Origin of the sequence: Micromonospora sp. NBC_01796 (assembly GCF_035917455.1) — a bacterium.
GTDB lineage: Bacteria > Actinomycetota > Actinomycetes > Mycobacteriales > Micromonosporaceae > Micromonospora_G.
In genome coordinates, this window is the sequence record NZ_CP109078.1 from 1993364 (window position 1) to 2019016 (window position 25653).

The 25653-nt window shown below is 70.0% G+C and carries 25 protein-coding genes and 1 riboswitch; of the genes, 5 read left to right on the plus strand and 20 right to left on the minus strand.

The genetic code is table 11. The annotated features are described in order from the left end of the window. Position 1: 1 nt before the first annotated feature. A riboswitch (TPP riboswitch) is annotated at positions 2–113 on the minus strand. Positions 114–440: 327 nt separating this feature from the next. The 4 genes from OIE47_RS09135 to OIE47_RS09150 all read left to right on the plus strand — a co-directional run bounded on the left by OIE47_RS09135 (position 441) and on the right by OIE47_RS09150 (position 8095). Further along, the gene (locus tag OIE47_RS09135; protein WP_326561068.1) at positions 441–6257 is read left to right on the plus strand and encodes a ThuA domain-containing protein; all 5817 of its coding nucleotides are present in this window, start codon (positions 441–443) and stop codon (positions 6255–6257) included. A gap of 218 nt (positions 6258–6475) precedes the next feature. Then, positions 6476–6991, plus strand: coding sequence for a hypothetical protein (locus OIE47_RS09140; RefSeq protein WP_326561069.1), 516 nt, complete (start codon positions 6476–6478; stop codon positions 6989–6991). A 5-nt stretch (positions 6992–6996) separates the two neighbouring features. Further along, positions 6997–7845: a helix-turn-helix domain-containing protein gene (locus OIE47_RS09145; RefSeq protein WP_326561070.1), complete on the plus strand. Its 849-nt coding sequence runs from the start codon at positions 6997–6999 to the stop codon at positions 7843–7845. A 7-nt stretch (positions 7846–7852) separates the two neighbouring features. Continuing rightward, positions 7853–8095 carry a DUF397 domain-containing protein gene (locus OIE47_RS09150; protein ID WP_326561071.1) on the plus strand — a complete coding sequence of 81 codons (243 nt, stop codon included), beginning with the start codon at positions 7853–7855 and terminating at the stop codon, positions 8093–8095. A 71-nt stretch (positions 8096–8166) separates the two neighbouring features. Here OIE47_RS09150 and OIE47_RS09155 read toward each other — a convergent pair whose 3' ends face one another. The 3 genes from OIE47_RS09155 to OIE47_RS09165 form a co-directional block, all read right to left on the minus strand. Beyond that, the gene (locus tag OIE47_RS09155) at positions 8167–9111 is read right to left on the minus strand and encodes an aldo/keto reductase (protein WP_326563039.1); all 945 of its coding nucleotides are present in this window, start codon (positions 9109–9111) and stop codon (positions 8167–8169) included. 98 nt (positions 9112–9209) lie between these two features. Continuing rightward, positions 9210–10889, minus strand: a complete 1680-nt coding sequence (locus tag OIE47_RS09160; RefSeq protein WP_326561072.1) for an ABC-F family ATP-binding cassette domain-containing protein — start codon at positions 10887–10889, stop codon at positions 9210–9212. A gap of 43 nt (positions 10890–10932) precedes the next feature. Then, entirely contained in the window at positions 10933–11538 is a 606-nt protein-coding gene (locus OIE47_RS09165) for a class I SAM-dependent methyltransferase (RefSeq protein WP_326561073.1), read from the minus strand. A gap of 1735 nt (positions 11539–13273) precedes the next feature. On the opposite strand from OIE47_RS09165, the gene OIE47_RS09170 reads away from it, so the two are divergent. Further along, complete coding sequence (locus OIE47_RS09170; RefSeq protein WP_326561074.1) at positions 13274–14281, plus strand: hypothetical protein; 1008 nt, start codon at positions 13274–13276, stop codon at positions 14279–14281. Between the two features lie 27 nt (positions 14282–14308). On the opposite strand, the gene truA is transcribed toward OIE47_RS09170, so the two are convergent. The 17 genes from truA to rplF all read right to left on the minus strand — a co-directional run bounded on the left by truA (position 14309) and on the right by rplF (position 25647). After that, positions 14309–15139, minus strand: coding sequence for a tRNA pseudouridine(38-40) synthase TruA (gene truA, locus OIE47_RS09175; protein WP_326561075.1), 831 nt, complete (start codon positions 15137–15139; stop codon positions 14309–14311). Positions 15140–15224: 85 nt separating this feature from the next. After that, complete coding sequence (gene rplQ / locus OIE47_RS09180; RefSeq protein ID WP_326561076.1) at positions 15225–15797, minus strand: 50S ribosomal protein L17; 573 nt, start codon at positions 15795–15797, stop codon at positions 15225–15227. Between the two features lie 48 nt (positions 15798–15845). Beyond that, positions 15846–16868, minus strand: coding sequence for a DNA-directed RNA polymerase subunit alpha (locus OIE47_RS09185; RefSeq protein WP_121158425.1), 1023 nt, complete (start codon positions 16866–16868; stop codon positions 15846–15848). Between the two features lie 153 nt (positions 16869–17021). Next, positions 17022–17648, minus strand: coding sequence for a 30S ribosomal protein S4 (gene rpsD / locus OIE47_RS09190; RefSeq protein ID WP_326561077.1), 627 nt, complete (start codon positions 17646–17648; stop codon positions 17022–17024). 13 nt (positions 17649–17661) lie between these two features. Next, positions 17662–18069, minus strand: coding sequence for a 30S ribosomal protein S11 (gene rpsK / locus OIE47_RS09195; protein ID WP_007073011.1), 408 nt, complete (start codon positions 18067–18069; stop codon positions 17662–17664). Between the two features lie 114 nt (positions 18070–18183). Further along, complete coding sequence (gene rpsM, locus OIE47_RS09200; RefSeq protein ID WP_326561078.1) at positions 18184–18564, minus strand: 30S ribosomal protein S13; 381 nt, start codon at positions 18562–18564, stop codon at positions 18184–18186. Positions 18565–18783: 219 nt separating this feature from the next. Then, complete coding sequence (gene rpmJ / locus OIE47_RS09205; protein ID WP_043965539.1) at positions 18784–18897, minus strand: 50S ribosomal protein L36; 114 nt, start codon at positions 18895–18897, stop codon at positions 18784–18786. Between the two features lie 109 nt (positions 18898–19006). Beyond that, complete coding sequence (gene infA, locus OIE47_RS09210) at positions 19007–19228, minus strand: translation initiation factor IF-1 (protein WP_007073013.1); 222 nt, start codon at positions 19226–19228, stop codon at positions 19007–19009. Positions 19229–19459: 231 nt separating this feature from the next. Beyond that, positions 19460–20074, minus strand: coding sequence for a DUF1707 SHOCT-like domain-containing protein (locus OIE47_RS09215; RefSeq protein ID WP_326561079.1), 615 nt, complete (start codon positions 20072–20074; stop codon positions 19460–19462). A 50-nt stretch (positions 20075–20124) separates the two neighbouring features. Further along, positions 20125–20976, minus strand: coding sequence for a type I methionyl aminopeptidase (gene map, locus OIE47_RS09220; protein ID WP_326561080.1), 852 nt, complete (start codon positions 20974–20976; stop codon positions 20125–20127). A gap of 219 nt (positions 20977–21195) precedes the next feature. After that, the gene (locus OIE47_RS09225) at positions 21196–21849 is read right to left on the minus strand and encodes an adenylate kinase (protein ID WP_326561081.1); all 654 of its coding nucleotides are present in this window, start codon (positions 21847–21849) and stop codon (positions 21196–21198) included. Further along, complete coding sequence (gene secY, locus OIE47_RS09230) at positions 21850–23172, minus strand: preprotein translocase subunit SecY (protein ID WP_326563040.1); 1323 nt, start codon at positions 23170–23172, stop codon at positions 21850–21852. It abuts the gene before it with no gap. A gap of 234 nt (positions 23173–23406) precedes the next feature. Then, on the minus strand, positions 23407–23850 hold the full coding sequence (rplO, locus tag OIE47_RS09235) for a 50S ribosomal protein L15 (RefSeq protein WP_326561082.1): 444 nt from the start codon (positions 23848–23850) through the stop codon (positions 23407–23409). Then, on the minus strand, positions 23850–24032 hold the full coding sequence (rpmD, locus tag OIE47_RS09240) for a 50S ribosomal protein L30 (protein WP_326561083.1): 183 nt from the start codon (positions 24030–24032) through the stop codon (positions 23850–23852). The genes rplO and rpmD overlap by 1 nt, the downstream gene beginning before the upstream one ends. Continuing rightward, the gene (gene rpsE / locus OIE47_RS09245) at positions 24032–24646 is read right to left on the minus strand and encodes a 30S ribosomal protein S5 (protein ID WP_121158417.1); all 615 of its coding nucleotides are present in this window, start codon (positions 24644–24646) and stop codon (positions 24032–24034) included. The genes rpmD and rpsE overlap by 1 nt, the downstream gene beginning before the upstream one ends. Before the next feature lie 72 nt (positions 24647–24718). Continuing rightward, a complete protein-coding gene (gene rplR / locus OIE47_RS09250; RefSeq protein WP_326561084.1) occupies positions 24719–25108 on the minus strand; it encodes a 50S ribosomal protein L18 in 390 nt (129 codons plus the stop codon). Beyond that, positions 25105–25647, minus strand: coding sequence for a 50S ribosomal protein L6 (rplF, locus tag OIE47_RS09255; RefSeq protein WP_326561085.1), 543 nt, complete (start codon positions 25645–25647; stop codon positions 25105–25107). Before rplF ends, rplR begins: the two co-directional genes overlap by 4 nt. Positions 25648–25653: the final 6 nt, after the last annotated feature.

Here is a 25653-nt window from a genome sequence, read left to right on the forward strand (position 1 = left end):
ACGGGCACGGCAAACTCCTCCCTGCGCCGGCATTACCCGGATCAGGTTCGACGGTCGGGGGCTGTGTCAGCCCCCCTCTCAGCCCGGTACACCGGACTCCCGTGGGTTACTTGTCGACCACACTACGACGGCGGACCGGATCCGCCAAGGGGTCGCACGTCACAGCGGGGCGCCGCGAGCGGCGGAGGTGACTCCGAACACCCAATGGTTTTGTCTGTCCTATCCGGAAGATCCGCCTCGGTTACCCAACCGTTACCCGATTTGGCTTGTTGCTGTATTGCCCGCCTCACGCTGACCGGCATTAATTTGTTCAGCGACAAGACAAATTTCGACTGCACAGCCACGGCGGGCCACGCAGCCGAAACCCACCACCCCCGAACCGGTCTTCGGCGAGCCGGCCGGGGATCCCCCGTGTCCCCAGCGGACGAAGGAGATCCTTCGTGTCAAGACCTCGCCCGCGCCACGCGCTGCGCGGCACCCTCAGCCATGCGCTGCTGAGTCTCGCGGTCGCCGTCACCTCGACGGCGGCCGCACTCGTAGCAGCCCCGAGCGCCGCACAGGCGGCCCCGGCCGCCGCCGCGGCGGACCCGTACTCCGTGCTCGTCTTCTCGAAGACCGCCGGATTCCGGCACGGCTCCATCCCCTCCGGCATCGCGGCCATCCAGCAGCTCGGCACGGCGAACGGGTTCTCCGTCACCGCGACCGAGGACGGTGCCGCGTTCACCGACGCCAATCTCGCCCAGTACAAGGCCGTGATCTGGCTCTCCACCACCGGTGACGTGCTCGACGACACCCAGCAGGCGGCGTTCGAGCGCTACATCGAGGCCGGTGGTGGATACGTCGGTGTCCACGCCGCCTCCGACACCGAGTACAACTGGCCGTGGTACGGCGGGCTGGTCGGCGCGTACTTCAACGCGCACCCGGCCAACCAGCAGGCCACGGTCAAGGTCGAGGACCCGGCGCACCCGTCCACCGCCGGCCTGCCGGCCCAGTGGTCCCGCTTCGACGAGTGGTACAACTTCCGGACCAACCCGCGCGCGAACGTACACGTGCTGGCCAGCCTGGACGAGCGGAGCTACACCCCGGGTAGCGGCGCGATGGGCGCCGACCACCCGACCGCGTGGTGTCAGGACTACGAGGGTGGCCGTTCCTGGTACACCGGCGGTGGTCACACCAACGAGTCGTTCGCGGAGCCGGAGTTCCTCACCCACCTGCTCGGCGGCATCGAGACCGCCGCGGGGGTGGTCGAGGCCGACTGCAGTGCGACGAAGACCAGCAGCTTCGAGAAGGTGTCGCTGGACAGCAACACCAACAACCCGATGGAGCTGGACATCGCTCCGGACGGTCGGGTCTTCTACGTCGAGCGCGACGGCCGGATCCAGATCATCAAGCCGGACACCGGCACCACGGTGACCGCGGTCACGCTGCCGGTCTTCACCGGTAACGAGGACGGTCTGCTCGGCATCCACCTCGACCCGGACTTCGCCACCAACAACTGGGTGTACGTGTACTACGCACCCGCCGGTGGCGCGGCCCGTAACTACCTCTCCCGGTTCACGGTCGAGGGCGACACCGTCAACGCCGCCACCGAGAAGGTCGTGCTCCAGGTCCCGACGCAGCGCAACACCTGCTGCCACGCGGGCGGAAGCATCGCCTTCGACAGCCAGGGAAACCTGTACCTGGCGCTCGGTGACAACACCAACCCGTTCGAGTCGGACTCCTTCACCCCGATCGACGAGCGGCCGGGTCGGCAGGACTACGACGCGCAGCGTTCGTCGGGTAACACCAACGACCTGCGCGGCAAGGTGCTCCGGATCCACCCGGAGGACGACGGCACCTACACCGTGCCGGCCGGCAACCTGTTCGCCCCGGGCACGGCGCTGACCAAGCCCGAGATCTACGCGATGGGCTTCCGGAACCCGTTCCGGATCGGCATCGACCCGCAGACCGACACCCTGTACGTCGGCGACTACGGCCCGGACGCCGGTGCGGCGAACCCGAACCGTGGCCCCGAGGGCACGGTCGAGTGGAACATCGTCGGACCGGGCAACTACGGCTGGCCGTACTGCCACGGCGCGAACTACGCGTACAACGACTACCCGTTCCCGTCGGGACCGAGTGGTGCGAAGTTCGACTGTGCCGCGCCGGTCAACAACTCGCCGAACAACACCGGCCTGACCAACCTGCCGCCGGCCATCTCGGCCACGGTCGACTTCGACTACAGCGGCAACCCGCTGTTCCCGGAGATCGGCGGCGGCGGCGCCCCGATGGGTGGCCCGGTCTACCGGTACGACGAGAACCTCAACTCGGAGCGCAAGTGGCCGGCCTACTACGACGGCAAGGCGCTGCTCGGCGAGTGGAACCAGAACAAGATGTACACCATGCAGGTCAGTGCCGACGGCAAGTCGCTGGTCGACATCAACCAGCTGCTGACCGGCATGACGATGCTGCGGCCGATGGACTTCGAGTTCGGTCCGGACGGGGCGCTGTACCTGATCGAGTGGGGTACCGGCTTCGGCGGCAACAACGACAACTCGGGCATCTACCGGATCGACTACACCGCCGGTGAGCGGGCCCCGATCGCGGTCGCGACCGCCGAGCCCACCTCGGGTCCGGCTCCGCTGGCGGTGCAGTTCTCCAGCGCCGGGTCGCGTGACCCGGACGGTGGCACGCTGACGTACGCCTGGAACTTCGGCGACAACGCCACCTCCACCGACCCGAACCCGGCGCACACGTACGCCGCGGCGGGCAACTACAACGCGCAGCTCACGGTCACCAACCCCAAGGGGCGTACCGCGGTTGCGAACGTACCGGTCACGGTGGGCAACACCGCGCCGACCGTCTCCATCGAGTTCCCGCCGGACGGCGGCTTCTTCGAGTGGGGCGACCTGGTCAAGTACAAGGTCAACGTGACCGACCCGGAGGACGGGACGATCGACTGCGACCGGGTCGTGCTCCAGTACTACCTGGGCCACGACCAGCACGCGCACCCGCTGCAGTCGTACACCGGCTGTGAGGGTTCGGTCCAGACGCTGCTCGCCTCCGGGCACGGCGCCGAGGCGAACGTGTTCGGTGTCTTCGAGGCCGTCTACACCGACGGTGGCGGCGCGGGTGGGTCGAACGCCCTGACCGGGCGGGCGATCGAGCAGCTCCAGCCGAAGCGCACGCAGGCCGAGTACTACACCTCGACCGGCCGGGTGGCCGGATCGACCAGCGGTGGTGACCCGGGCGTGCAGCGCCAGGCGACCACCGACCCGGCCGGTGGATTCGAGAACATCGGGTTCATCGAGGACGGCGACTGGTGGGCGATCGAGCCGGCGAACCTGACCGGCATCGACTCGCTCCGCTTCCGGGCCTCGTCGGCCGGTGGCGGCGCTCGGATCGAGGTCCGTACCGGAGCGGTCGACGGCCCGCTGGTCGCCACCGCCGAGGTGCCGAACACCGGTGACTGGCAGGGATTCGTCGACGTACCGGCGGCGATCACCACCCCGAGCACCAGCAGCGGCACGTTGTACTTCGTGGCGCGCAACCCCACCGGTTCCACCGGAACCGGCGCGATCCTCAACGTGAACTGGACCGACTTCCTCGGTCGGGGTGTGACCGACAACGCCCCGCCGGTGGTCACCGCCTCCGCGAACCCCACCGCCGGCGTCGCGCCGGTGACGGTCGCCTTCAGCGGTACGGCCACCGACCCGGAGAACGACGCCCCGTTCACGTACGCCTGGGACTTCGGTGACGGGGGCACGGCGAACACCGCCAACGCCTCCCACACCTACACCGTGCCGGGCAACTTCACCGCCACCCTGACGGTTACCGACGCGCGTGGTGCCTCCACGTTCGTCAACGTTCCGGTGCAGGTGACCGCGCCGAACACGTCCTGCTTCGGGGCGCGCTCGGACGACTTCACCGGCACCTCGCTGGACAAGTCGCGCTGGTCGACCGTGATCCGGGAGAACCAGCTCTACTCGGTCGCCGACGGCAGCCTGGTTCTGCCGACCGCGGTCGGTGACCTGTACGGCGGCACGAACAACGCCACCAACGTGGTGCTCCAGCCGGCCCCGAACGGTGCCTGGCAGGCGACCACCAAGGTGACGCTGAGCGCGACCGCCAACTACCACCAGGCTGGTCTGATCGTCTACGGCGACGACGCGAACTACGCCAAGCTCGACCTGCTCTACTCGGACAACCGCAAGTTCGAGTTCATCCGGGAGACCGCCGGCACGCCGCGCAACGAGGCCGCCGACGGGATCGCCGTACCGGCCGGGATGGGCGACACGTTCTACGTCCGGCTGAGCAGTGACGGCACCAACCTGACCGGGGCCTTCTCGGTCGACGGCCAGACGTTCACCCCGGTGGGTCGGTCCGCCGCCCTGGCCGGGATCGAGAACCCGAAGGTGGGTCTGTTCGCGCTGAACGGGAACACCACGGCCTCGGTGAACGACGCCAAGTTCGACTGGTTCCAGCTCAGCCCGGACGAGCCGGCCGGCCCGGTCGTGCCGTCCGACGAGTTCACCGGAACCAGCCTGGACAAGTGCAAGTGGAACGCGATCGTCCGGGAAGACCCGGCCGGTTACCGGGTGACCGGTGGCGGCCTGCAGATCGACGTACCGAACGGCGACATCTACCAGGGTGGCGGCACCCCGCCGTCGAACTTCATCCTGCAGAACGCGCCGGCCGGTGACTGGACGATCGAGACCAAGGTCGACGGCAGCCAGTTCAACGAGCAGTACCAGCAGGGCGGTCTCCTCGTCTACGGCAACGACGACAACTACCTGAAGCTGGACTACATCGCGGACAACGCGGCCGGTCAGCCGGTGACCCGGCGGATCGAGTTCCGCAGCGAGATCGGCGCCGTGGTGCAGGACCCGCAGCCGAACGCGTCGAACCTGACGCAGGGCATCTGGCACCTGCGGTTGGCCAAGGCCGGCGACACGTACACCGCGTCGTACTCGGCCGACGGGACCGAATGGACGTCGTTGGGGAGCCTGACCAACGCGGCCGTGGGCGCCACGCCCAAGTTCGGCCTGTTCACCCTGGGTGCGGCACAGCAGGCGTCGAAGCCGGCGACGTTCGACTACTTCCGGGTGAGCACCGCGGTCGACGACCCGACCGCACCGGTGACCACCGCGGCAGTGGCCGGTACGCCGACCGGCGGCTGGTACAACGCCGCCACCACGGTCACCCTGACCGCCACCGACAACACCGGTGGCAGCGGAGTGGCGAGCACCGAGTACCAGCTCGACGCGGGCACCACCTGGACCGCCTACACCGAGCCGATCCTGGTCTCCGGTGACGGCGCCCACCAGGTCCGGTTCCGCTCCACGGACGAGGCCGGCAACGTCGAGGAGACGAAGACGGTCGACGTGAAGATCGACGCGACCGCGCCGGTCACCTCGGCGACCTTCGCGCCGCCGAGCGACAGCGGTTGGCACGCCGGGACCATCCCGGTGACGCTCGCCGCCACCGACGCGGGTGCCGGGGTCAGCAAGCTGGAGTACTCGCTGGACGGCGGCGCCTGGACGCCGTACACCACGACGGTCAACGTCAGCGGCGACGGGCAGCACGAGTTGCTGTACCGGGCCACCGACGCGGCCGGCAACGAGGAGACGCTGAAGTCGGCGCTGCTCAAGATCGACGGCACCAAGCCCACCGTGCTGGTCTCCGGTCTCGCCGACGGCCAGCTCTACGGCGACAGCGCCGACGTCCGGGTCTCCTGGCAGGCGGTCGACCCGACCTCCGGTCTGGAAGCCACCATCGGCACCCTCGACGGCCAGCCGTACGCCAACAACACGCTGCAGGCGCTCTACGACCTGTCGCTGGGGCTGCACGAGCTGACCGTGACCGCGACCGACAAGGCCGGCAACACCACGACCTCGTCGGTACGGTTCTTCGTCACCACCTCGTTCCGGGACATGCAGAACCTGCAGGACCGGTTCAAGGCCACCAACCGGCTCTCCACCAAGGCCCACAAGCAGCTGACCAACAAGCTGACTGCGGTCCGCGACTCGGAGGCCGCCGGCAACGACAAGCGTGCGGTGCAGCAGTTGACCGCGTACAAGGCGCTTGTCGCCGACACCGCCCTGGTCACCGACGCGGATGTCCGCGACGTTCTGACCAGGGACGCGGACGCCATGATCGTCCGGCTCGGTGGCGAGGCCACCAAGGCGGGCGTGAAGGCCAACGCCGACAAGTCCGTCCAAGGAACGGGACGCCTCGCCGAGGACCCGACCCGGATCAAGCAGGGCGGCAAGCTCTAACCACCCGCACCGAAACGCAGTAACCGCACCAAACCCGGGGCGGCCGGCCAACCAGGCCGGCCGCCCCGGCGTACCCCGGCACCACCGCACCCGGGCACCACCCAGTCCCTCCAGCAATTGCGACCGCACAGCCCTGCCGCCGGACCGCTCCCAGCCGACACACTGGAACCCATCCCGCGGCACCGTACGGGTGTCCGGCGCGCCGAAAGGAACCTCTGATGCGACCCCTGCGAGTACTGCTCGCCGCGCTGGCCCTCGTACCGGTGCTCCTGCTCCCGGCGACGCCGGCGGCGGCCCGGGACGGCAAGCTCGACCTCCAGGTGGCCGGCGACGGCGCCACCGGGGTGACCATCCGGGCCAGCTACGCCGACGGGCACCAGCTCGAAACGGTTGTCCGGCTGGTGCTCACCGCCACCGACGGAGACGGCGACACCGTCGGGCCGATCCAGCTCGAACCGTCCGGTGAGGGCCAGGGTTTCTACACCACCGGACCGATCCTCTCCCCCGGCCGCTGGCAGGTCACGGTCACCGCGCCCGCGCCGAATCCCGCCGAGGCGGTCGCCACGGTCGAGGCCAAGGCCGAACAGACCGCACCCAGGCCGGTGCCCAGCAACCCGATCGCACTGCCGAAGGGGTCCGGTCTGAGCACCGGCGTGTGGTGGCTGATCGGCGGGGCGCTGCTGCTCGCCGCCGCCGGCTCGGCCGTACTGCTCGCCCGCAACCGCAACAGTTGAGCGCCGTGTCCCGCCGCATCCAGCCCGCCGTCGCCGGCCGCAACGTCGGGGCCCAGCTCCGCGAACTACGCGTACGCCGGAAGCTGAGCCTGCGCGAGGTCGCTGCCGAACTCGACTGGCCGCAGTCCCGCCTGTCCCGCCTCGAACACGGCCGCCAGCAGGTACGCACCGAGGAGGCCGCCGCCCTGCTGGTCGTCTACCGGGTCACCGGTGACGAACGGGCCGCCTTGCTCCGCCAGGTCGAACGGGCCGCCGAGCCGGGCTGGTGGGAGGCGGCGGTCGGTCTCTCCGCCGAGTCGCGCACGCTGATCCACCTCGAAGCCGAGGCGACCACCATCATCGGGTGCGAGCCGCTGCTCGTACCGGGTCTGTTGCAGACCCCGGACTACACCCGGGCGGTGATGGAGTCCTGCGGTGTCCGGAAGGTGGACACCCAGCCCCGGATAGCCGCCCGGCTGGCCCGGCAGGCGATCCTCACCCGCGACACCCCACCGGCGCTGCACGCCCTGATCGACGAGGCCGCCCTGCGGCGGCCGGTCGGCGGCCCGCAGGTGATGGCCCGGCAACTGCGGCACCTGGTGTCGGCCAGCGAACGGCCGAACATCACCCTCCGGGTGGTGCCGCTGGCCGCCGGCGCGCACACCGGTCTCGACGGTGCCTTCGCGCTGCTCGACTTCCCGCGCAACCGGTCCGTCGTCTACCTCGACCACAAGCTCACCGGGCTGTTCCTGGAGGAGCGGCACCAGGTCGAGTTCTTCCGGCGGGAGGCGGTCCGGCTCGCGGAAGCCGCGTTGAGCCCGATCGCATCGGTAAACTTCATCGCTCGGGTCGCTGGCGAGTACGAGCGGAAGTGAGACCGCGATGACCGGTACGCAGCTTTCCGGGGTCGTCTGGCGCAGGTCGAGCCGCAGCGGCTCGAACGCGAACTGTGTCGAGGTGGCCGACCTCGGCCCGGCGGACGGCGTGACCGCCGGCCTCGGCGGGGCGGGCACCACGGTCATCGGCGTACGCGACTCGAAGGACCTCGACGGACCGGTGCTGACCTTCCCCGCCACCGCCTGGACATCGTTTGTCGGGGCGGCCCGCCACAACCGGCTCGGCTGACCCCCACAGACGCCGTACGGGGTCCGGAGCGGCCGGCTCCGGACCCCGTACGGGGAAACCGCGTTATCAGGTCAGAGGATGGCGCGCAGCGCCGCCAGGTCGTCGGCGGAGGGCTGCCACAGACCGGCTGCGGCGTTCGCCCGTACCTGGTCGGGGGTGGTGGCTCCGGCGATCACCGAGGTGACCGCGGGCTGGGCGGCCAGCCCGCCGATCGCCACCTGCAACGGGGTCAGGTCGCGTTCGGCGGCGTACTTCTCGATCGCCTCGATCCTGTCCCAGGGTGCGGCGGCCAGGCGGTCGGCGTACCGTCCGCCGCCGGAGAGCCGGCTGCCGGCCGGCGGCGCCTCGCCCCGCTTGTACTTGCCGGTGAGCAGGCCGTTGGCGAGCGGGAAGAACGGCAGCAGGCCGAGGCCGAAACGGTTGGCGGCCGGCGCGATCTCGGTCTCGACGTGCCGCTCCACCAGGCTGTACTGGTTCTGCGCGCTGATGAACGGCGCATAGCCACGGGTACGCGCCACCCACGCCGCGTCCGCGATCTGCCAGCCGCCGAAGTTGGAGTTGCCCAGGTAGCGCACCTTGCCCGACCGGACCAGGTCGTCCAGCGCGCTCAGCGTCTCCTCGATCGGGGTGCCGGGATCGACCTCGTGCATCTGGTAGAGGTCGATGTGGTCGGTGCCGAGCCGGCGCAGCGACGCCTCGACGGCACGGTTGATGTAGCGGCGGGAGCCCCGCGCCCCGTGGTCCGGGCCGTTGGCCCCGAGCATGTCCATGCCGAACTTGGTGGCCAGTACGACGTCGTCGCGCCGGCCCTTCAGTGCGGCACCGAGCTGCTCCTCGGATGCGCCCTTCGGCTCGCCGTAGATGTCGGCGGTGTCGAAGAAGTTGATCCCGGCGTCCAGGGCCGCGTCCACCACGGCACGGGTGCCCTGCGCGTCCAGTTTCCGGCCGAAGTTGTTGCAGCCGACACCGACGACGGACACCACGAGCCCGGAGTCGCCCAGCCGGCGGAAGGTCATCTCAGTCACGTGATCAACCCTATGCCCGCGCCCGTCCGGGACGGCACCAACCACGTGTGAGAAAGCCCTTCCTCGCTGGGAAGGGCCTTCCGCTCACGTCAGCCGACGTCCCAGACGGGTTCGGGGGTCTCGGTGACCTCGTTGTCGGCGCCGAAGAGCACGAACCGCTCGAACGACCGGGTGAACCAGCGGTCGTGGGTCACCGCGATCACCGTGCCGTCGAACGCCTTCAGCCCCTCTTCGAGCGCCTCGGCCGAAGCCAGGTCGAGGTTGTCGGTCGGTTCGTCGAGCAGCAGCAGGGTGGCACCGGAGAGTTCGAGCAGCAGAACCAGGAACCGGGCCTGCTGTCCGCCGGAGAGGGTGCCGAACCGCTGGTCACCCTGGGCGGCCAGCTCGTACCGGCTCAGCGACGCCATGGCCGCGTGCCGGTCCATCCCGGTCCGGTGGTCGTCGCCCCGCCAGAGGATCTCGACCAGGGTCTTGCCCATCAGTTCCGGGCGGTCGTGGGTCTGCGAGAAGTGACCCGGCCGGACCCGGGCACCGAGCCGGGCCACCCCGGCGTGGTTGACCGGCGTCAGCAGGTGCCCCCCGTCGACCGGACCGTTGGCCGGCTCCGGGTCGGTGCCGCCCCGCGCGAGCAGCCGCAGGAAGTGCGACTTCCCGGTGCCGTTGGCGCCGAGGACGGCGACCCGGTCGCCGTACCAGAGTTCCAGGTCGAACGGGTACGTCAGGCCGTCCAGCTCCAGTTGCTCACACATCACGGCGCGCTTGGCGGTACGGCCACCGGACAGCCGCATCCGGATGTCCTGATCCTTCGGCGGTACGGGCGGCGGACCGGCCTCCTCGAACTTGCGCAGGCGGGTCTGCGCGGCCTGGTAACGCGAGGCCAACCCGTCGTTGTACGCCGCCTTCTGCTTGTACATCAGCATCAGCTCGCGCAGCTTCTGGTGCTCCTCGTCCCAGCGGCGGCGCAGTTCGTCGAGGCGGGCGTGCCGGTTCACCCGGGCCTCGTGCCAGCTACCGAAGCCGCCCGGATGCACCCAGGCGCTGCCGCCCTCGACGGCGACCACCCGGTCCGAGGTCTGTGCCAGCAGTTCCCGGTCGTGCGACACGTACAGCACCGACTTGGTCGACTCCCGCAGCCGCCCCTCCAACCACCGCTTGCCCGGTACGTCGAGGAAGTTGTCCGGCTCGTCGAGGAGCAGCACCTCGTCGCCGCCCCGGAGCAGGATCTCCAGCGCGAACCGCTTCTGCTGCCCACCGGAGAGGGTCCGTACCGGACGGGTCCGGCTCGCCTCCCACGACAGGCCGAGCACGATCGTGGAGACGGTGTCGAAGAGGACCTCGGCGTCGTACCCGCCGGCCTCGCCCCAGGCGCCCAGCGCGTCCGCGTACGCGAGTTGGGCCTTGCCCGCGGCGGTGCTGAACTTGCCGCGGACCTCGGCGGCGTGCAGCGCCACCTCGGCGGCGGCAAGCCGGTCCCCGGCCGCGCGCAGCGGGGGCGCCGAGATGGACAGGGCGAGGTCGTGCAGCGTCGACTCGTCGCCGATCATGCCGATGAACTGGCGCATCACGCCCAGGCCGCCGGCCCGCGCGATCCCGCCGGTCGGGGTGGGCAGGTCACCGGCGACCATCCGCAACAGGGTGGTCTTGCCGGCGCCGTTGGGGCCGACCAGGGCCACCTTGGCGCCCTCCCCGACCCGGAACGACACGTCGGCGAAGAGTTCCCGGCCGTCCGGCAGGGTGTAGCCGACTCCGGCCACGTCTATGTAACCCACGCGGGCATCCTGCCTTGTCGTTCGGCTCGGGCGGTACCGGATTTCACCGCGTGATCCGGAGCACCCGGTAGCCCTTCTGGCTGGCCGGGCGGTCCACCTGCCAGCCCTGCTCGGTCAGCCAGCGGTGCAGCGAGTCGCCGCCGAGGTGCCGACCCACCACCAGCCAGCCGACACCGTCCGGGGCGAGCCGGGGCAGCCACCGGGCGAGCATGGTGTGTAGTTCAGCCTTGCCGATCCGGATCGGCGGGTTCGACCACACCTGCGCGAACGTGACGTCGTCGGGCACCTCGTCGGGGGCGGCGACCCGGATCCGGTCGGCGGCACCGATCCGTACGGCGTTCTCGCCGGTCAGTTCGCGGGCCCGTGCGTTGACGTCGACCGCCCAGACGGTGGCCGCGGGTGCCTCGGTCGCCAGCACGCAGGCGATCGGCCCGTACCCGCAGCCCAGGTCGAGCAGCGGGCCGGTGGCGCCGGGCTCCGGCAGGTCGGCCTTGCGCAGGAGTACGGCCGTGCCGGGGTCCAGCCGCGCGGCGGAGAAGACGCCGCCGGACGAGACCAACGAGTAGTCCCGCCCAGCGGCCGAGAACTCGATCTCCCGACGGTCGGAGGCGGTACCGGGTTGGGCGGTGAAGTAGTGGTCGCCGGTCACGCATCGCATTCTCGCCTACCGCTGTTTTCACGTCGCAGGCATGGTCGTCCCTCCGTACGAGTGGAGGTTCCTGCCCTAATGTCTCGTCTTTCACCTGGCGTGATTCATGGGGAGAGGCGCCAAATGGGTGCTTCCCACTACCCTGAGCGACATGACGGACGGTCGTGGATCGGGCTCCGGCGGGTGGCCCCCGCCGTCCGACCGTGACCCGGGCAGGGTCGTACCGGCCACCCGTCGGACCCGACCGCCGGCACCTCGCGACCCGGGTGGCGGACACCGTCACACCGGGGACGACCGGGAGCCCTCGCCACCACTCGACCCCCCGGCATCGGCCCCGCCCTCGGGTGATCCGGCCGACCGACTCGGCCGGCCGGCGGCGAACACGACTCGGCCAGCGGATCACGCGCCTCGGCCTGCGGATCGTCCACCCTGGGCCGCAGATCGTCCACCTCGCCCGGTGGACCGTGCGCCCTGGGCCGCAGATCCTCCACCTCGCCCTGCGGACCGTGCGCCCTGGGCCGCAGATCCTCCACCTCGCCCGGCGGACCGTGCGCCCTGGGCCGCGGGGCGTACGCCCCGCCCGGTGGACCGTGCACCTCGGCCCGGGGACGGTGTCCCTCCCCCCGGGGACCGCACATCGCGGCCGGTAGTCCGTCCCCCGTGGGCCGCAGAACGGGCACCCGGCCCCGCAGAGCGTGCACCCGGCCCCGCGGAGCGTCCGTCGTGGCCGGCGGACCGTGCACCCCGAGGCGCAGATCCCGTACTCCGGCCTGCGGATCGTCCGCCCCGACCGAGGGCGCCGGAGCGGGAGACTCCGCCGGGCCCCGGCACCGACCGTGCGAACGGCTATCCCGCAGGGTCCGCCGATCTGGCTGGCCCCCACCCCCGGGCCATCCCCGGGCCGGGTCGGCACTCGTCGCCCGGAGGCCGTACAGAGCCGCCCCGCCTGGCCGCCCCGCCGCCTTCCCGCCCCGCACCGGCACCGGGGCGTCCGGTCCCGCCTGTTCCGAATCCGGAACTGCGCCCGGCGCGGGCGGACCGTCGCCGGCCGGCAGAGGGCGATCCCCGGCGACCGACCGACGAGCCGTACGGCGCGGCCCGCGCCGGGTCCGGGACGGAGGGTTGGGGTGCCCGACCGGTCGGCCCACCACTTCCCCGGCCGGGCCAGCGCCCGCTCGCGGCCCAACCCTCGGCACCGCCGAGCCGCCGGCCGTCGGACGCCCCGCCGGTGGCACCGGCCGCCCAACGTCCGCTCACCGCCCCGTGGGTCGGGTCGCGCGATCAGGACCGGGTGACACCCGGGCAGGTGGCACCACCCACCGAACGCCCACCCGGTCCCCCTGCGCCGGCCGCGGCCGACCGGAGCCGGGAGGCAGCCGGGTCGGCACCGCCGCAGCGTCCGGTTACCGCATCGGCGCCCGCGCCGATCCTGCGGACGGAGGCGTCCGGGCCCGCACCCGTACCGGCCCAACGGCCGGCCGTGGCCCGATCGCGGGTGCCGGCGGGTCCGGCCCGAGCGCCGGAGCCCTTCGGCCAGCCCTCGCTCCGACCGGCCCGCGATCGGCTGCCGGCGCCGGAACAGGCCACGTACGGGTCACCTCCGGAGCCAATCGCCACCCGTCCGCCGGCACAACGGGCACCCCTGCGCCCGGCGCCGGACCGGGCACCGCCGGCCCGACCGGGCGCGGAAGGCGGCGATCCACCACGGCCGTCCTCCCGCTTCCCCGCCCCGCCGGTGCCGAGGTTCCCGCAGGCACCGAACATCCCCGGTGCCCCGACACCGGCCGGCTCCGGCTCCGGCTCCGGCTCCGGCTCCGGCTCCGGCTCCGGCTCCGGGGCGAACGGAAGTCCGTCGCCTTCCGGTGCGCGCCCACCGCTGGGCAAACCACCGGCGGCACCGGACGCCGGACGCCCGCCGACCGGGACCTCGCTGGTCGTCCGGCCCGGCTCGGCCATGGTCCTGGTACGGACGGGGAACAGCGGCGCACTTCCGGTGGTGGCGACCCACGACCAGAAGCGAACCTGGCAGTGGGTGATCGGCGGCCTCGGCACCCTGGTCCTGCTCGCCGTCTGCGGACTCGGCTCCTACTTCATCATCGCGGACGAACGGCAGGGGCGGGCAGGCCGCGATTCGGCCGACTCGACGCAGCCGACCGTCCTACCCCGGGACATCAGCTCGCGCGTCGTCGACCCGGCACCGCTGACCGAGCCGGAGGTGTTCCCGTCCCCGCAGATCGTCATCAACCCGGCGGAGCCCGCGTACCAGGTACTCAGGACCCAGGCGGGCACCGACTGCGCCACGGCCGCCACCGGTGAGATCAACACCCTGCTCGCCGACCTGGGCTGCGACCAGGTCGTACGCGGCACACTGCGCTCTCCGACCGGCGACCACCTCGTCACGGCGGGCGTGTTCAACCTGGCTGACGCCACCGGCGCCGAGTGGGCGCACCAGCAGATCAAGGTGATCGTGGACGGTGGCAAGGGACGGTTCCAGGGCCTCGGCGCGGGCGCGGGAACCGAGGCGGTCACCCTCGACTCCGCGCAGGTCGGCTGGCACGTACGCGGCCACTTCCTGGTCTACTGCGTGATCGCCAGAACCGACCGTACGGCGATCGGCGACGACGACCCGTACGCCCGGCAGATCCTCTTCGACATGATCGAACTTCACCTGCGCGGCGGGGTCCTCGAACGCCGGGCCACCGTACCGGTCGACGCGTCCGTGCCGGCCACCCCGGCGGCCTGACCCGCACCGGCGGGCAACCGGCAGTACTCAGGCCTCCGCAGGCAGCCGCAGCCGGCGAGTACGCAGTGCGCGGTCGGCGTACCCGGCCGGATCGGCGGGGTAACCGACCTCGACCAGGGTCAGCCCGTGGGCCGGCGCAACGGTCACCTCACTCGACCGTTCCCTCCGGCTGAGCAGACCCGCGGGCCACTCGACCGGTCGCCGACCGTCGCCCGCCACCAGCATCGCCCCGACCAGACTCCGCACCATCGACTGGCAGAACGCGTCCGCCTGGACGGTCGCCACCAGGATCCCGTCCGGATCCCGACGCCAGTCCAGCCGGGTCACCTCGCGCAGGGTGGTCGCGTGCTCCTTGCGCCGGCAGTACGCGGCGAAGTCGTGCTCGCCGACCAGTCCGGCCGCCGCCCCGGCCAACGCGTCCAACTCCAGCGGACGCGGCCACGCCAGGATCTCGTGCCGACGCAGCGGCTCCACCCCGTACGGGGCGTCGGTCACCCGGTACTCGTAACGCCGGAAGGTCGCCGAGAAGCGGGCGTCGAACTCGTCCGGCATCTCGGTGATGGCGCGTACCCGGACATCACCGGGCAGGAGTCCGGCCAGCCGGCGCAGCAGCGAGTCGGTGACCGGCGCCCAGGCGGGGTCGGCCAGGTCGACGTGGCAGACCTGACCGGTGGCGTGCACCCCGGCATCGGTCCGACCGGCCACGGTCAACCCGGTCACCGACTCGGCGCCGAGCACCCTCGCCAGCACCTCGGTCAGCACACCGGCGACCGTACGCCGCCCCGGCTGGGCCGCCCATCCGGAGAAGTCGGTGCCGTCGTACGCGACATCGAGCCGTACCCGGGTGTAACCGTCCACTCCCGTACCCCCTGAACCCGCCGTACCCGGAAAATGAACGGGCCCGGCACCCCCGCGAGGGTGCCGGGCCCGACGTTGCCCGAGGTCAGGACTTGCTGTTGTCAGCCTCGTCGGTGTCCTCGCGGGCAGCCGCCGTGTCGCCCGACACCGACTCCGGCGCCTCGGCGTCCTGGTCCGCGTCGGCGTCCGCCGAACGGGTCTCGGTCTCGTCCGCGGGGGCGAGCGCCTCGACCTTGTCCTGCTGAGCCGCCTTGCGGGCGGCCGTCTTCTGCGCGGTCCCGGTCGGCGCGGGCGCGACGACCAGTTCCTCGACCAGCTCGATGATCGCCATCGGGGCGTTGTCGCCCTTGCGCGGTCCGGTCTTCACGATCCGGGTGTAGCCACCCGGACGGTTGGCGTACCGGGGCGCGATCTGGTCGAACAGGGTGTAGACGACGTCCTTGTCCTTAACCGTGCCCAGCACCTTGCGGCGGCTGGCCAGGTCGCCGCGCTTGGCCTTGGTGATGAGCTGCTCCGCCAGGGGCCGCAGCCGCTTGGCCTTGGTCTCGGTCGTCTTGATCTTGCCGTGCTGGAACAGCGCGGTGGCCAGGTTGGCCAGCATCAGCCGCTCGTGCGCGGGGCTGCCGCCGAGGCGGGGACCCTTGGTGGGCGTGGGCATGCTTGGTGCTCCTCAATAGTGGGCAGCTGATCTCCAGCTAGCCGAAAATCAAAGCTGCTCGGTCTCGCGGTAGTCGTCGGTGTCGTAGTCGCCCTCGCCAAAGGTGTCCACGACGTGCGCCGGGTCGAAGTTGGGAGCCGAGTCCTTCAGCCCCAGGCCCATCCCGGCGAGCTTCATCTTGACCTCGTCGATCGACTTCTGACCGAAATTCCGGATGTCGAGGAGGTCTGCCTCGGTACGCCCGATGAGCTCACCAACGGAGTTGATGCCCTCGCGCTTGAGGCAGTTGTAGGAGCGGACGGTGAGGTCGAGCTCCTCGATCGGCAGCGCCAGGTCCGCCGCGAGCTGCGCGTCCTGCGGCGACGGGCCGATGTCGATGCCCTCCGCCGTCTCGTCCAGCTCCCGCGCCAGGCCGAAGAGCTCGACCAGGGTGGAACCGGCAGAGGCCAGTGCGGTACGCGGGCCGATCGACGCCTTGGTCTCGACGTCGATGATCAGACGGTCGAAGTCCGTACGCTGCTCGACCCGGGTCGCCTCGACCCGGTAGGTCACCTTCAGCACCGGCGAGTAGATCGAGTCGACCGGGATCCGGCCGATCTCGGCGCCGGACTGCTTGTTCTGCGCGGCGGTGACGTACCCGCGACCCCGCTCGACGGTCAGCTCCATGTCGAGCCGGCCCTTGCCGTTCAGGGTGGCGAGCTTGAGGTCACCGGTGTGCACCGACACCCCGGCCGGCGGCTGGATGTCCGCGGCGGTGACGTCGCCGGGGCCCTGCTTGCGCAGGTACATGCTGACCGGCTCGTCGTGGTCGGAGCTGACGCAGAGCTCCTTGACGTTCATGACCAGCTCGACCACGTCCTCCTTGACACCGGGGATCGTGGTGAACTCGTGCAGCACGCCGTCAATCTTGATCGACGTCACGGCCGCGCCCGGGATGGACGACAGCAGCGTACGCCGGAGCGAGTTGCCCAGGGTGTAACCGAAGCCCGGCTCGAGCGGCTCGATGGTGAACCGGGACCGGGTCTCGCTGATCGACTCCTCCGAGAGGGTCGGCCGCTGGGTAATGAGCACTTCTGTTCTCCTTGGTTCGGGGCGCCCACCATTTGACGCCCGTCTGTGTTGCCATGCCAGCGAGCTGGCGACCGTTCGGGGGCGAGTCCGGGGTTGACCACGACAACGCTGTGCCGTACGGCCAACCCCGGATCGTTCCGAGCGGTTTTCGGCCTACTTGGAGTAGAGCTCGACGATCAACTGCTCCTGGACCTGCGTGTCGATGACCTGCCGGGCCGGGAGCGTGTGCACCAGGATCTTCATCTGGCTGGGGATCGCCTCCAGCCACGCCGGCACGGTCCGGGAACCGGCCTGCGCCTGGGCGACGACGAACGGGGTCATCTCCTTGGACTTCCCCCGCACCTCGACGATGTCGTGTTCCTTGATGCGGTACGACGGGATGTCGACCTTCTTGCCGTTCACGATGAAGTGACCGTGCTTGACCAGCTGGCGGGCCATGTCCCGGGACTGGGCGTAGCCAGCCCGGTAGACCACGTTGTCCAGCCGCGACTCGAGGATCTGCAGGAGGACCTCACCGGTCTTCGCCTGCTTGGCCACGGCCTCCTCGTAGTACCCGCGGAACTGCTTCTCCAGCACGCCGTAGACACGACGGGCCTTCTGCTTCTCACGAAGCTGGAGCAGGTACTCGGTCTCCTTGGTCCGACCCCGGCCGTGCTGTCCGGGCGGGAACGGCCGGGACTCGAACGGGCACTTCGGTCCATCGCACTTGCTGCCCTTGAGGAACAGCTTCATCTTCTCCCGCCGGCAACGGCGGCAGTCAGCACCGGTGTAACGAGCCATCTCTCTCTACCTCTCAGACCCGACGACGCTTCGGCGGACGGCACCCGTTGTGCGGCTGCGGGGTGACGTCGGAAATCTGCCCGACCTCCAGCCCGACGGCCTGCAGCGAACGGATAGCGGTCTCCCGGCCGGAGCCGGGGCCCTTGACGAACACGTCGACCTTGCGCATGCCGTGCTCCATCGCCCGACGCGCGGCGGCCTCGGCGGCCAGCTGAGCGGCGAACGGAGTCGACTTGCGGGAGCCCTTGAAGCCAACCTGGCCGGCCGAGGCCCAGGAGATGACCGCACCGGTCGGGTCCGTGATGGACACGATGGTGTTGTTGAAGGTGCTCTTGATATGCGCCTGCCCGTGGGCGACGTTCTTGCGTTCCTTGCGCCGGACCTTCTTGACGGCGGCCCCGGCGCGAGCCTTCGGTGGCATAAGTCTGTGCGCTCCTAGTGTGGGAAGTCCGGCCAGGCTCTATCGAGCTGTACCAGGATTCCGGTATCGGGAAATCAGGTCCGCGCCCTGTCGAGCGGGACCGGAATCCGGTTACTACTTCCGGCCGGCCTTCTTCTTGCCTGCCACGGTCCGCTTCGGGCCCTTGCGGGTCCGTGCGTTGGTACGGGTCCGCTGACCACGGACGGGCAGACCCCGGCGGTGCCGGATGCCCTCGTAGCAGCCGATCTCGACCTTGCGGCGGATATCAGCGGCGACCTCGCGGCGCAGGTCACCCTCAACCTTGAAGTTGGCCTCGATGTGGTCGCGGAGCTGGACCAGCTCCTCGTCCGTGAGGTCCTTGGCGCGCTTGTCCGGGGAGATCCCCGTGGCAGCGAGCGTCTGAACGGCCCGGGTCCGACCGACCCCGAAAATGTAAGTGAGCGCGATCTCCATCCGCTTGTCGCGGGGGAGGTCGACGCCGGCTAGACGTGCCATGCGCGGGCGTGCTCCTCGTGGTGTTTCGCGGAGGTCTCTGGCCCGACCCATCCCACCTGCCCCGGTGGGCCCCGGCCTCCGACCGGGGGTCAGCCACGAGTGCATCGCTTGATGTGCACGCGCGCTCGTGGCTGGGACGAGCTTCTGTTGTGGTGCTTGCGCTACGGATCGGCGACGAGGCTGCCCGACACCGGCCGGTCTAGTGCCGGCCGAGACGGATCAGCCCTGGCGCTGCTTGTGGCGCGGGTCGCTGCAGATGACCATGACCCGGCCGTGCCGGCGGATAACCCGGCACTTGTTGCAGATCCGCTTGACGCTCGGCTTGACCTTCACGGGTTTGCCTTACTTCCCATAAGGCCCAGCGACGTGGACACGGCGCCGGACTTCGAGGACGGACACGGACATTCCGGCCGCCGTCAGATGACTGAACCCGAACCCGGATTCACTTGTAGCGGTAGACGATCCGCCCGCGGGTCAGGTCGTACGGCGAAAGCTCGACGACAACCCGGTCCTCGGGCAGGATGCGGATGTAGTGCTGCCGCATCTTGCCGCTGATGTGAGCCAGCACCTTGTGGCCGTTGGCAAGCTCGACCCGGAACATTGCGTTCGGGAGCGGCTCAATGACCCGGCCCTCAATCTCGATGGCTCCGTCTTTTTTCGGCATGTCCTCCGCTGTCCTGACGTCGGTAATTCCGGACGGCTCACAACGCCTTACCCGGATGTCTGTTCGTCAAGATCAGCCAACCGGACCAGCCGCGGCTCCGACTCCCACCGAAGCGCAGGATGGGCATGCCGGAGTGGACGCTGTGCGCCGATCAGCCAGTGTACGCTCGCCCACGGATCGACGCCAAACCGAGGTACCCCCGGTGTGGCGGATGGGACGAACCAGCCGATTCTAGTCGGCCTTCCCGCCGAGTTGCCAGCCCTCTCGCTCCCCCAGCGGGGGGAGGCTCGCCCGGCCCGGCTCCTGGTCCGAGCCCTCGGCCCGCTGCTCCCGGCGCGCCTTCTTCGCCGCCTTCTTCCGTGCCCGCTGGGCGGCCACCCGCTGCGGTTTACCCTGCGCCAGGCCGCTGACCGTGCTCGCCAGCAGCACCGCCCCCCAGGGCCCCGCGACCCAGATCGGCCAGAAGTAGAGGACCTCCCAGGCCATCATCGAGATGATCGCCCAGCCCGCGACGCTGATCGTCACCACGGAGAAGTAGGGCGCCCAGTTCTCCACCAGCCACTGTCGGGTCGCTCCGGGGTAACGGCCGTCCGGAGCGGGCACCGACGGGTCGTGCGCCACCGCACCGCCCTGCCGTGCCACCTCGGCCTGCTGCGCGGGCACCGGCTCGGGCAGGTCGTCCAGCAGGTGGTCCAACTCGGCGTACGTCTTCGCGGCGTAGGCCGCCCGCAACCGGTCGTCGTACTCGTACAGGTCGAGCCGGCCCTCATCGACCGCGAGCCGGAGCCGCTCGGCGACCAGCTGCCGATCGGCGTCCGCCGCCCGCATCTCGCCCCGGCGCTCCATGAGTACGAGGATGCCACCGCCCCGCCACCTTGGCGAGCGCCAACCAGCGTCTAGACCGAATCCGAGGTGGCCGGCTGTCGCGCGGTGACCAGGTCACCGAGGCGGGCCCGCCCACCGTCGGCGGCGGTCAGCACCCACACCCCGTCCGGCAGCAGGGCCATCGAGTGTTCGACGTGGGCCGCCACCGAGCCGTCACGGGTCACCACGGTCCAGCCGTCGTCGAGTTCCGCCGTACGGGGCGAACCGATCGTGATCATCGGTTCGATCGCCAGGGCCATGCCCGGCACCAGCCGGGGTCCACGGCCGGGGCGCCCGTGGTTGAGCACGTGCGGGTCCTGGTGCATCTCGGTACCGATGCCGTGCCCGCCGTACCCGTCGACGATGCCGTACTTCCCGCCCTTGCGTACCGCGATCTCCACCGCCGCCGAGATGTCGGTGAGCCGGCCCCGGCCGTTGGCCGAGCCCCGTGCGGCGGCGGCGATCCCGGCCCACATCGCGTCCTCGGCGACCTCGGCCATCCGGAGCAACTCCGGCCGGACCTCGCCGACCCCGACGGTGATCGCCGAGTCGCCGTGCCAGCCGTCGAGCACCGCCCCGCAATCGATGGAGATCAAGTCGCCGTCCCTCAGCACCTGGTCGGCGGCGGGGATGGCGTGCACCACCTGCTCGTTGACCGACGAGCAGATCGACGCCGGGAAGCCGTGGTAGCCCTTGAACGACGGGATGGCGCCGGCGTCCCGGATGACCGACTCGGCGATGGCGTCGAGATCGGCGGTGGAGACCCCGGGTGCGACCGCCTCCCGCATGCGGGCCAACGCCGCCGCGACGACCAGTCCGGCCGACCGCATCTTGTCGATCTGCTCCGGGGTCTTCAGCTGGATATCCAGCTGGTGACGGCGCATGCCGGCTCTACCTTTCGCTCACAGGCCAGGGGAACGCCCTAGACGCCCGCACTGTTCACCGATTGGGTGCCGTGCCGCAGACTCCCCGAAGCCGCTCCACGGGCACCGGGTTTGGCCCCACCGTGCCCTGCGGCGGGATCAAGCCTGACCGCCCAGAGCGGGGCACGGTGGGGCCCAACCCACACGCCGCGGGGCCCAACCCCACACCGTTACCCGACCCTATCCCCCGTACGACCGGAGCGCATCGATAGCGCGGACGGTGACGTCCTCCACCGGTCCGGTGGCGTCGATGCCCACCAGCTTGCCCTGGGCACCGTAGTAGTCGACCAGCGGCGCGGTCTTCTCCGCGTACTCGCGGAGCCGCTCGGCGATCGTCTCGGCCTTGTCGTCGTCCCGCTGGAACAGCTCGGCCCCGCACCGGTCGCAGATGCCCTCGTGGGTGGGCGCGTCGAACTCGATGTGCCAGATCTTGCCGCAGCCCCGACAGGTCCGCCGGCCGGAGAGCCGGCGGATCACCTCGTCGTCGTCCACGACCAGTTCCATCACCAGGTCGAGCGCGGTGCCCAGGTCCGCCAGGAGCTTGTCCAGGGCGGCCGCCTGCGGGGTGGTACGCGGGAAGCCGTCGAGCAGGAAGCCTTCGGCGGCATCCGGCTCGGCCAGCCGGCCGCGCACCATGTTGATGGTCACCTCGTCGGGCACCAGCTTGCCGGCGTCCATGTAGCGCTTGGCCTCGACCCCCAGCGGCGTGCCCTGGGTGACGTTGGCGCGGAAGATGTCACCCGTCGAGATCTTGGGCACGGCCAGCTGGGCGGCGATGAACTCGGCCTGGGTCCCCTTGCCCGCCCCAGGGGGACCAACCAGAACGAGTCGCATCTAGCGCAGGAACCCTTCGTAGTTCCGCTGCATCAGTTGGCTCTCGATCTGCTTCACGGTCTCCAGACCGACGCCGACCATGATGAGCACCGCAGTACCACCGAACGGGAAGTTCTGGTACTGCTGGTTGTCCAGCCAGATGAAGAAGAAGTTCGGCAGGATCGAGATCGCGCCCAGGTAGAAGGCGCCGGGAAGGGTGATCCGGCTGAGGATGAAGTCCAGGTAGTCGGCGGTCGGCTTACCCGGGCGGATACCCGGTACGAACCCGCCGTACTTCTTCATGTTGTCCGCGACCTCGGTCGGGTTGAACGTGATCGAGACGTAGAAGTACGTGAAGAAGATGATCAGCAGGAAGTACGCGATGATGTGCGTCGGGCTGCTCGGGCTGACCAGGTTGTTCTGGATCCAGGCCTGTACGTCGCCGGGGTTGTTCTGGTCGAAGAACTGCAACGCCAGCTGCGGCAGGTAGAGCAGCGACGAGGCGAAGATGACCGGGATCACACCCGCCTGGTTGACCTTCAGCGGGATGTAGGTCGAGGTTCCGCCGTACATCCGCCGGCCGATCATCCGCTTGGCGTACTGGACCGGGATCCGGCGCTGCGCCTGCTCGATGAAGACCACCAGCGTGATGACCACCAGGACCAGCAGGATGACCAGGAGGAACATGTCCCAGCCCTTGGAGGTCTTGATGGACCAGCCCTCACCCGGCAGCCGGGCCGCGATCGAGGTGAAGATCAGCACGGACATGCCGTTGCCGACGCCCCGGTCGGTGATCAGCTCGCCGAGCCACATGACCACACCCGTACCGGCGGTCATCGTGATGACCAGCACGCTCAGGGTGAGCCACATCGGCAGCCCGGTGTTCTCCGGGACGATCGGGAACTGGTCGCACTGGTTGTTGAACAGCTGCCCGGAGCGGGCGAGCGCCACGAACGCCGACGCCTGGAGGACGCCAAGGCCGAGCGTCAGGTAGCGGGTGTACTGGGTGATCTTCGCCTGACCGGACTGACCCTCCTTGCGGAGCTGCTCCAACCGCGGAATGACCACGGTGAGCAGCTGCAGGATGATCGAGGCGGTGATGTAGGGCATGATGCCCAGCGCGAAGACCGACAGCGACAGCAGCGCGCCGCCGGAGAAGAGGTTCAGCAGCGACAGAACGCCGTCGGTCTGGATCGTGTCCAGGCACTTCTGCACGTTGCCGAAGGACACACCCGGGCTGGGCAGCGTCGCACCGAGTCGGTAAACACCGATGATAGCTACTGTAAACAGCAGCTTTTTGCGCAGGTCAGGCGTACGAAACGCACTGAAAAAGGCGGAGAGCAACTTCATCCTCCTGCGCGAGGCGGGCCGCCGGTGGTCCGGCGCGGCTTAGGGTGGTCGTCGAGCGGTAGCCCGATACCAGTGCTGGGATCGGACTCTAACAGCCCAGCGGTGATCCGGGCAGGTGTGCCCATGAACATACACCGGGTCCGATGTTAACGAGGGGCACGGCCCCTTAGTAGACCGTGGCGCCCGTCAGTTGAAAACAACTGACGGGCGTCACGACCGCGTTACGTCCTACAGCTCGGTGGTCGAGCCGCCAGCAGCCGCGATCTTCTCCTTGGCCGACGCACTGAACGCGTGCGCCGACACCTGGATCGTCACGCCACCGAGATCCCCGGCACCGAGCACCTTGACCGGCTGGCCCTTGCGGACCGCACCTGCCTCGACGAGCTCGGCCGGACCGATCTGGCCGCCCTTGGGGAACAACTCCGCGATCCGGTCCAGGTTCACGACCTGGAACTCGACCCGGAAGTGGTTCTTGAAGCCCTTCAGCTTCGGCAGGCGCATGTGGATGGGCATCTGCCCACCCTCGAACGCCGCCGAGATGTTCTTGCGGGCCTTGGAGCCCTTGGTGCCCCGACCGGCGGTCTTGCCCTTGGAGCCTTCACCACGACCCACGCGGGTCTTGGCGGTCTTGGCACCGGGCGCCGGGCGCAGGTGATGGACCTTGATCGTCATTACTCGACCTCCTCGACCTTCACCAGGTGGCTCACGGTGAAGATCATGCCCCGAATCTCGGGGCGGTCCTCCTTGACCACCACGTCATTGATCCGCTTGAGACCGAGCGACCGCAGGGACTCCCGCTGGTTGTGCTTGGTCCCGATATGGGATCGGAGCTGGGTGACCTTGAGCCGTGCCATCAGCGAGTCACCCCCGCCCGCGCCGCCAGCATGGCGGCCGGCGCGACATCCTCCACCGGCAGGCCGCGACGCTTCGCGACCGCCTCCGGCGACTCCAGCCCCTTCAGGGCCGCGACGGTGGCGTGCACGATGTTGATCGGGTTCGACGATCCGAGGCTCTTGGAGAGCACGTCGTGGATCCCGGCGCACTCCAGCACGGCACGCACCGGTCCACCGGCGATGACACCCGTACCGGCGCTGGCCGGCTTGAGCAGGACAACGCCAGCGGCGTCCTCGCCCTGCACCGGGTGCGGGATCGACGCGGCGATCCGCGGCACCTTGAAGAAGTGCTTCTTGGCCTCCTCGACACCCTTGGCGATGGCCGCGGGCACCTCCTTGGCCTTTCCGTAGCCCACACCGACGGTGCCGTCGCCGTCGCCCACGATCACCAGGGCGGTGAAGCTGAAGCGACGACCACCCTTGACAACCTTGGCGACACGGTTGATCGCGACGACCCGCTCGATGTGCGGCGTCTTCTCGACGGGCGCGTTTCCGCGGCCGCCCTCACGGCGGTTGTCGCGGCGACCACCCTCGTTGCCACCCGACCCGCCGCCACGGCGCTGTTGACCTGGCATCAGCGGCCTTCCTTATCTCTCGTGACGGGGTTACTAACTTGCGATCCTCGTCCGACGCGCATCAGACGCCCGTCAGAACTCGAGCCCGGCTTCGCGGGCGGCGTCGGCAAGCGCGGCGATCCGCCCCGCGTACCGGTTGCCACCGCGGTCGAAGACGACCTTGGAGATGCCGGCGGCCTTGGCCCGCTCGGCCAGCAGAGCGCCGACCTTGCCGGCCAGGGCGCTCTTGTCGCCCTCGCCGCCGCGGAGCGACGTGTCCAGGCTCGACGCCGACGCCAGGGTGTGCCCCTTGGTGTCGTCGACCACCTGGGCCGTGATGTTCCGCAGCGAGCGGGTGACGACCAACCGGGGACGGTCGGAGGTACCGCTGACGTTCTTGCGGACCCGGAAGTGTCGCCGCGCCCGCCCAACGGCGCGCTTGGCGGCAACGCCGCGACGGCGCTTGAGCAGCGTGGCGCTCACTTCTTACCTGCCTTTCCAGCCTTGCGGCGGATGACCTCGCCCTGGTACTTCACGCCCTTGCCCTTGTAGGGCTCCGGCGGCCGGATCTTCCGGATCTTGGCGGCAACCTCACCGACCTGCTGCTTGTCGATGCCGGCCACGTGGAACAGGGTCGGCCGTTCGACGGTGAAGGTGATCCCGTCCGGAGCCGGAACCAGCACCGGGTGCGAGAACCCGAGTGCGAACTCGAGGTCCTTGCCCTTGGCGGTGACCCGGTAACCGGTGCCGGCGATCTCCAGCGTCTTGCGGTAACCCTCGGTGACCCCGACGATCATGTTGGCCACGAGGGTACGGCTCAGGCCGTGCAGCTCCTTGGCGCGACGCTCGTCGTTGGGACGGGTCACCTCCAGCTGGCCATCCTCGGCCCGCTCCGCGGCGATCGGCTCGGCGAGGGTGTGCGAGAGCTCGCCCTTGGGGCCCTTGACCTTGACGGTGGGCCCGGTGATCGTGACGTCGACGCCGGCGGGAACCGGGATCAACTTACGTCCAATACGCGACATTTCTAC

Bases quoted from the DNA above. Each gene is read 5' to 3' on its own strand.
- infA (WP_007073013.1), bottom strand. From the start codon at position 19,228: ATGCCGAAAAAAGACGGAGCCATCGAGATTGAGGGCCGGGTCATTGAG.
- rpmD (WP_326561083.1), bottom strand. From the start codon at position 24,032: ATGGCACGGCTCAAGGTCACCCAGCTCCGATCCCATATCGGGACCAAG.
- OIE47_RS09155 (WP_326563039.1), bottom strand. From the start codon at position 9,111: ATGACCTTCCGCCGGCTGGGCGACTCCGGGCTCGTGGTGTCCGTCGTC.
- OIE47_RS09150 (WP_326561071.1), top strand. From the start codon at position 7,853: ATGACCGGTACGCAGCTTTCCGGGGTCGTCTGGCGCAGGTCGAGCCGC.
- rpsE (WP_121158417.1), bottom strand. From the start codon at position 24,646: ATGCCAGGTCAACAGCGCCGTGGCGGCGGGTCGGGTGGCAACGAGGGT.
- rplO (WP_326561082.1), bottom strand. From the start codon at position 23,850: ATGACGATCAAGGTCCATCACCTGCGCCCGGCGCCCGGTGCCAAGACC.
- OIE47_RS09215 (WP_326561079.1), bottom strand. From the start codon at position 20,074: ATGGAGCGCCGGGGCGAGATGCGGGCGGCGGACGCCGATCGGCAGCTG.
- OIE47_RS09225 (WP_326561081.1), bottom strand. From the start codon at position 21,849: ATGCGACTCGTTCTGGTTGGTCCCCCTGGGGCGGGCAAGGGGACCCAG.
- rpsK (WP_007073011.1), bottom strand. From the start codon at position 18,069: ATGCCACCGAAGGCTCGCGCCGGGGCCGCCGTCAAGAAGGTCCGGCGC.
- OIE47_RS09140 (WP_326561069.1), top strand. From the start codon at position 6,476: ATGCGACCCCTGCGAGTACTGCTCGCCGCGCTGGCCCTCGTACCGGTG.
- rplQ (WP_326561076.1), bottom strand. From the start codon at position 15,797: ATGCCCACGCCCACCAAGGGTCCCCGCCTCGGCGGCAGCCCCGCGCAC.
- map (WP_326561080.1), bottom strand. From the start codon at position 20,976: ATGCGCCGTCACCAGCTGGATATCCAGCTGAAGACCCCGGAGCAGATC.
- rpsM (WP_326561078.1), bottom strand. From the start codon at position 18,564: ATGGCACGTCTAGCCGGCGTCGACCTCCCCCGCGACAAGCGGATGGAG.
- rplF (WP_326561085.1), bottom strand. From the start codon at position 25,647: ATGTCGCGTATTGGACGTAAGTTGATCCCGGTTCCCGCCGGCGTCGAC.
- rpsD (WP_326561077.1), bottom strand. From the start codon at position 17,648: ATGGCTCGTTACACCGGTGCTGACTGCCGCCGTTGCCGGCGGGAGAAG.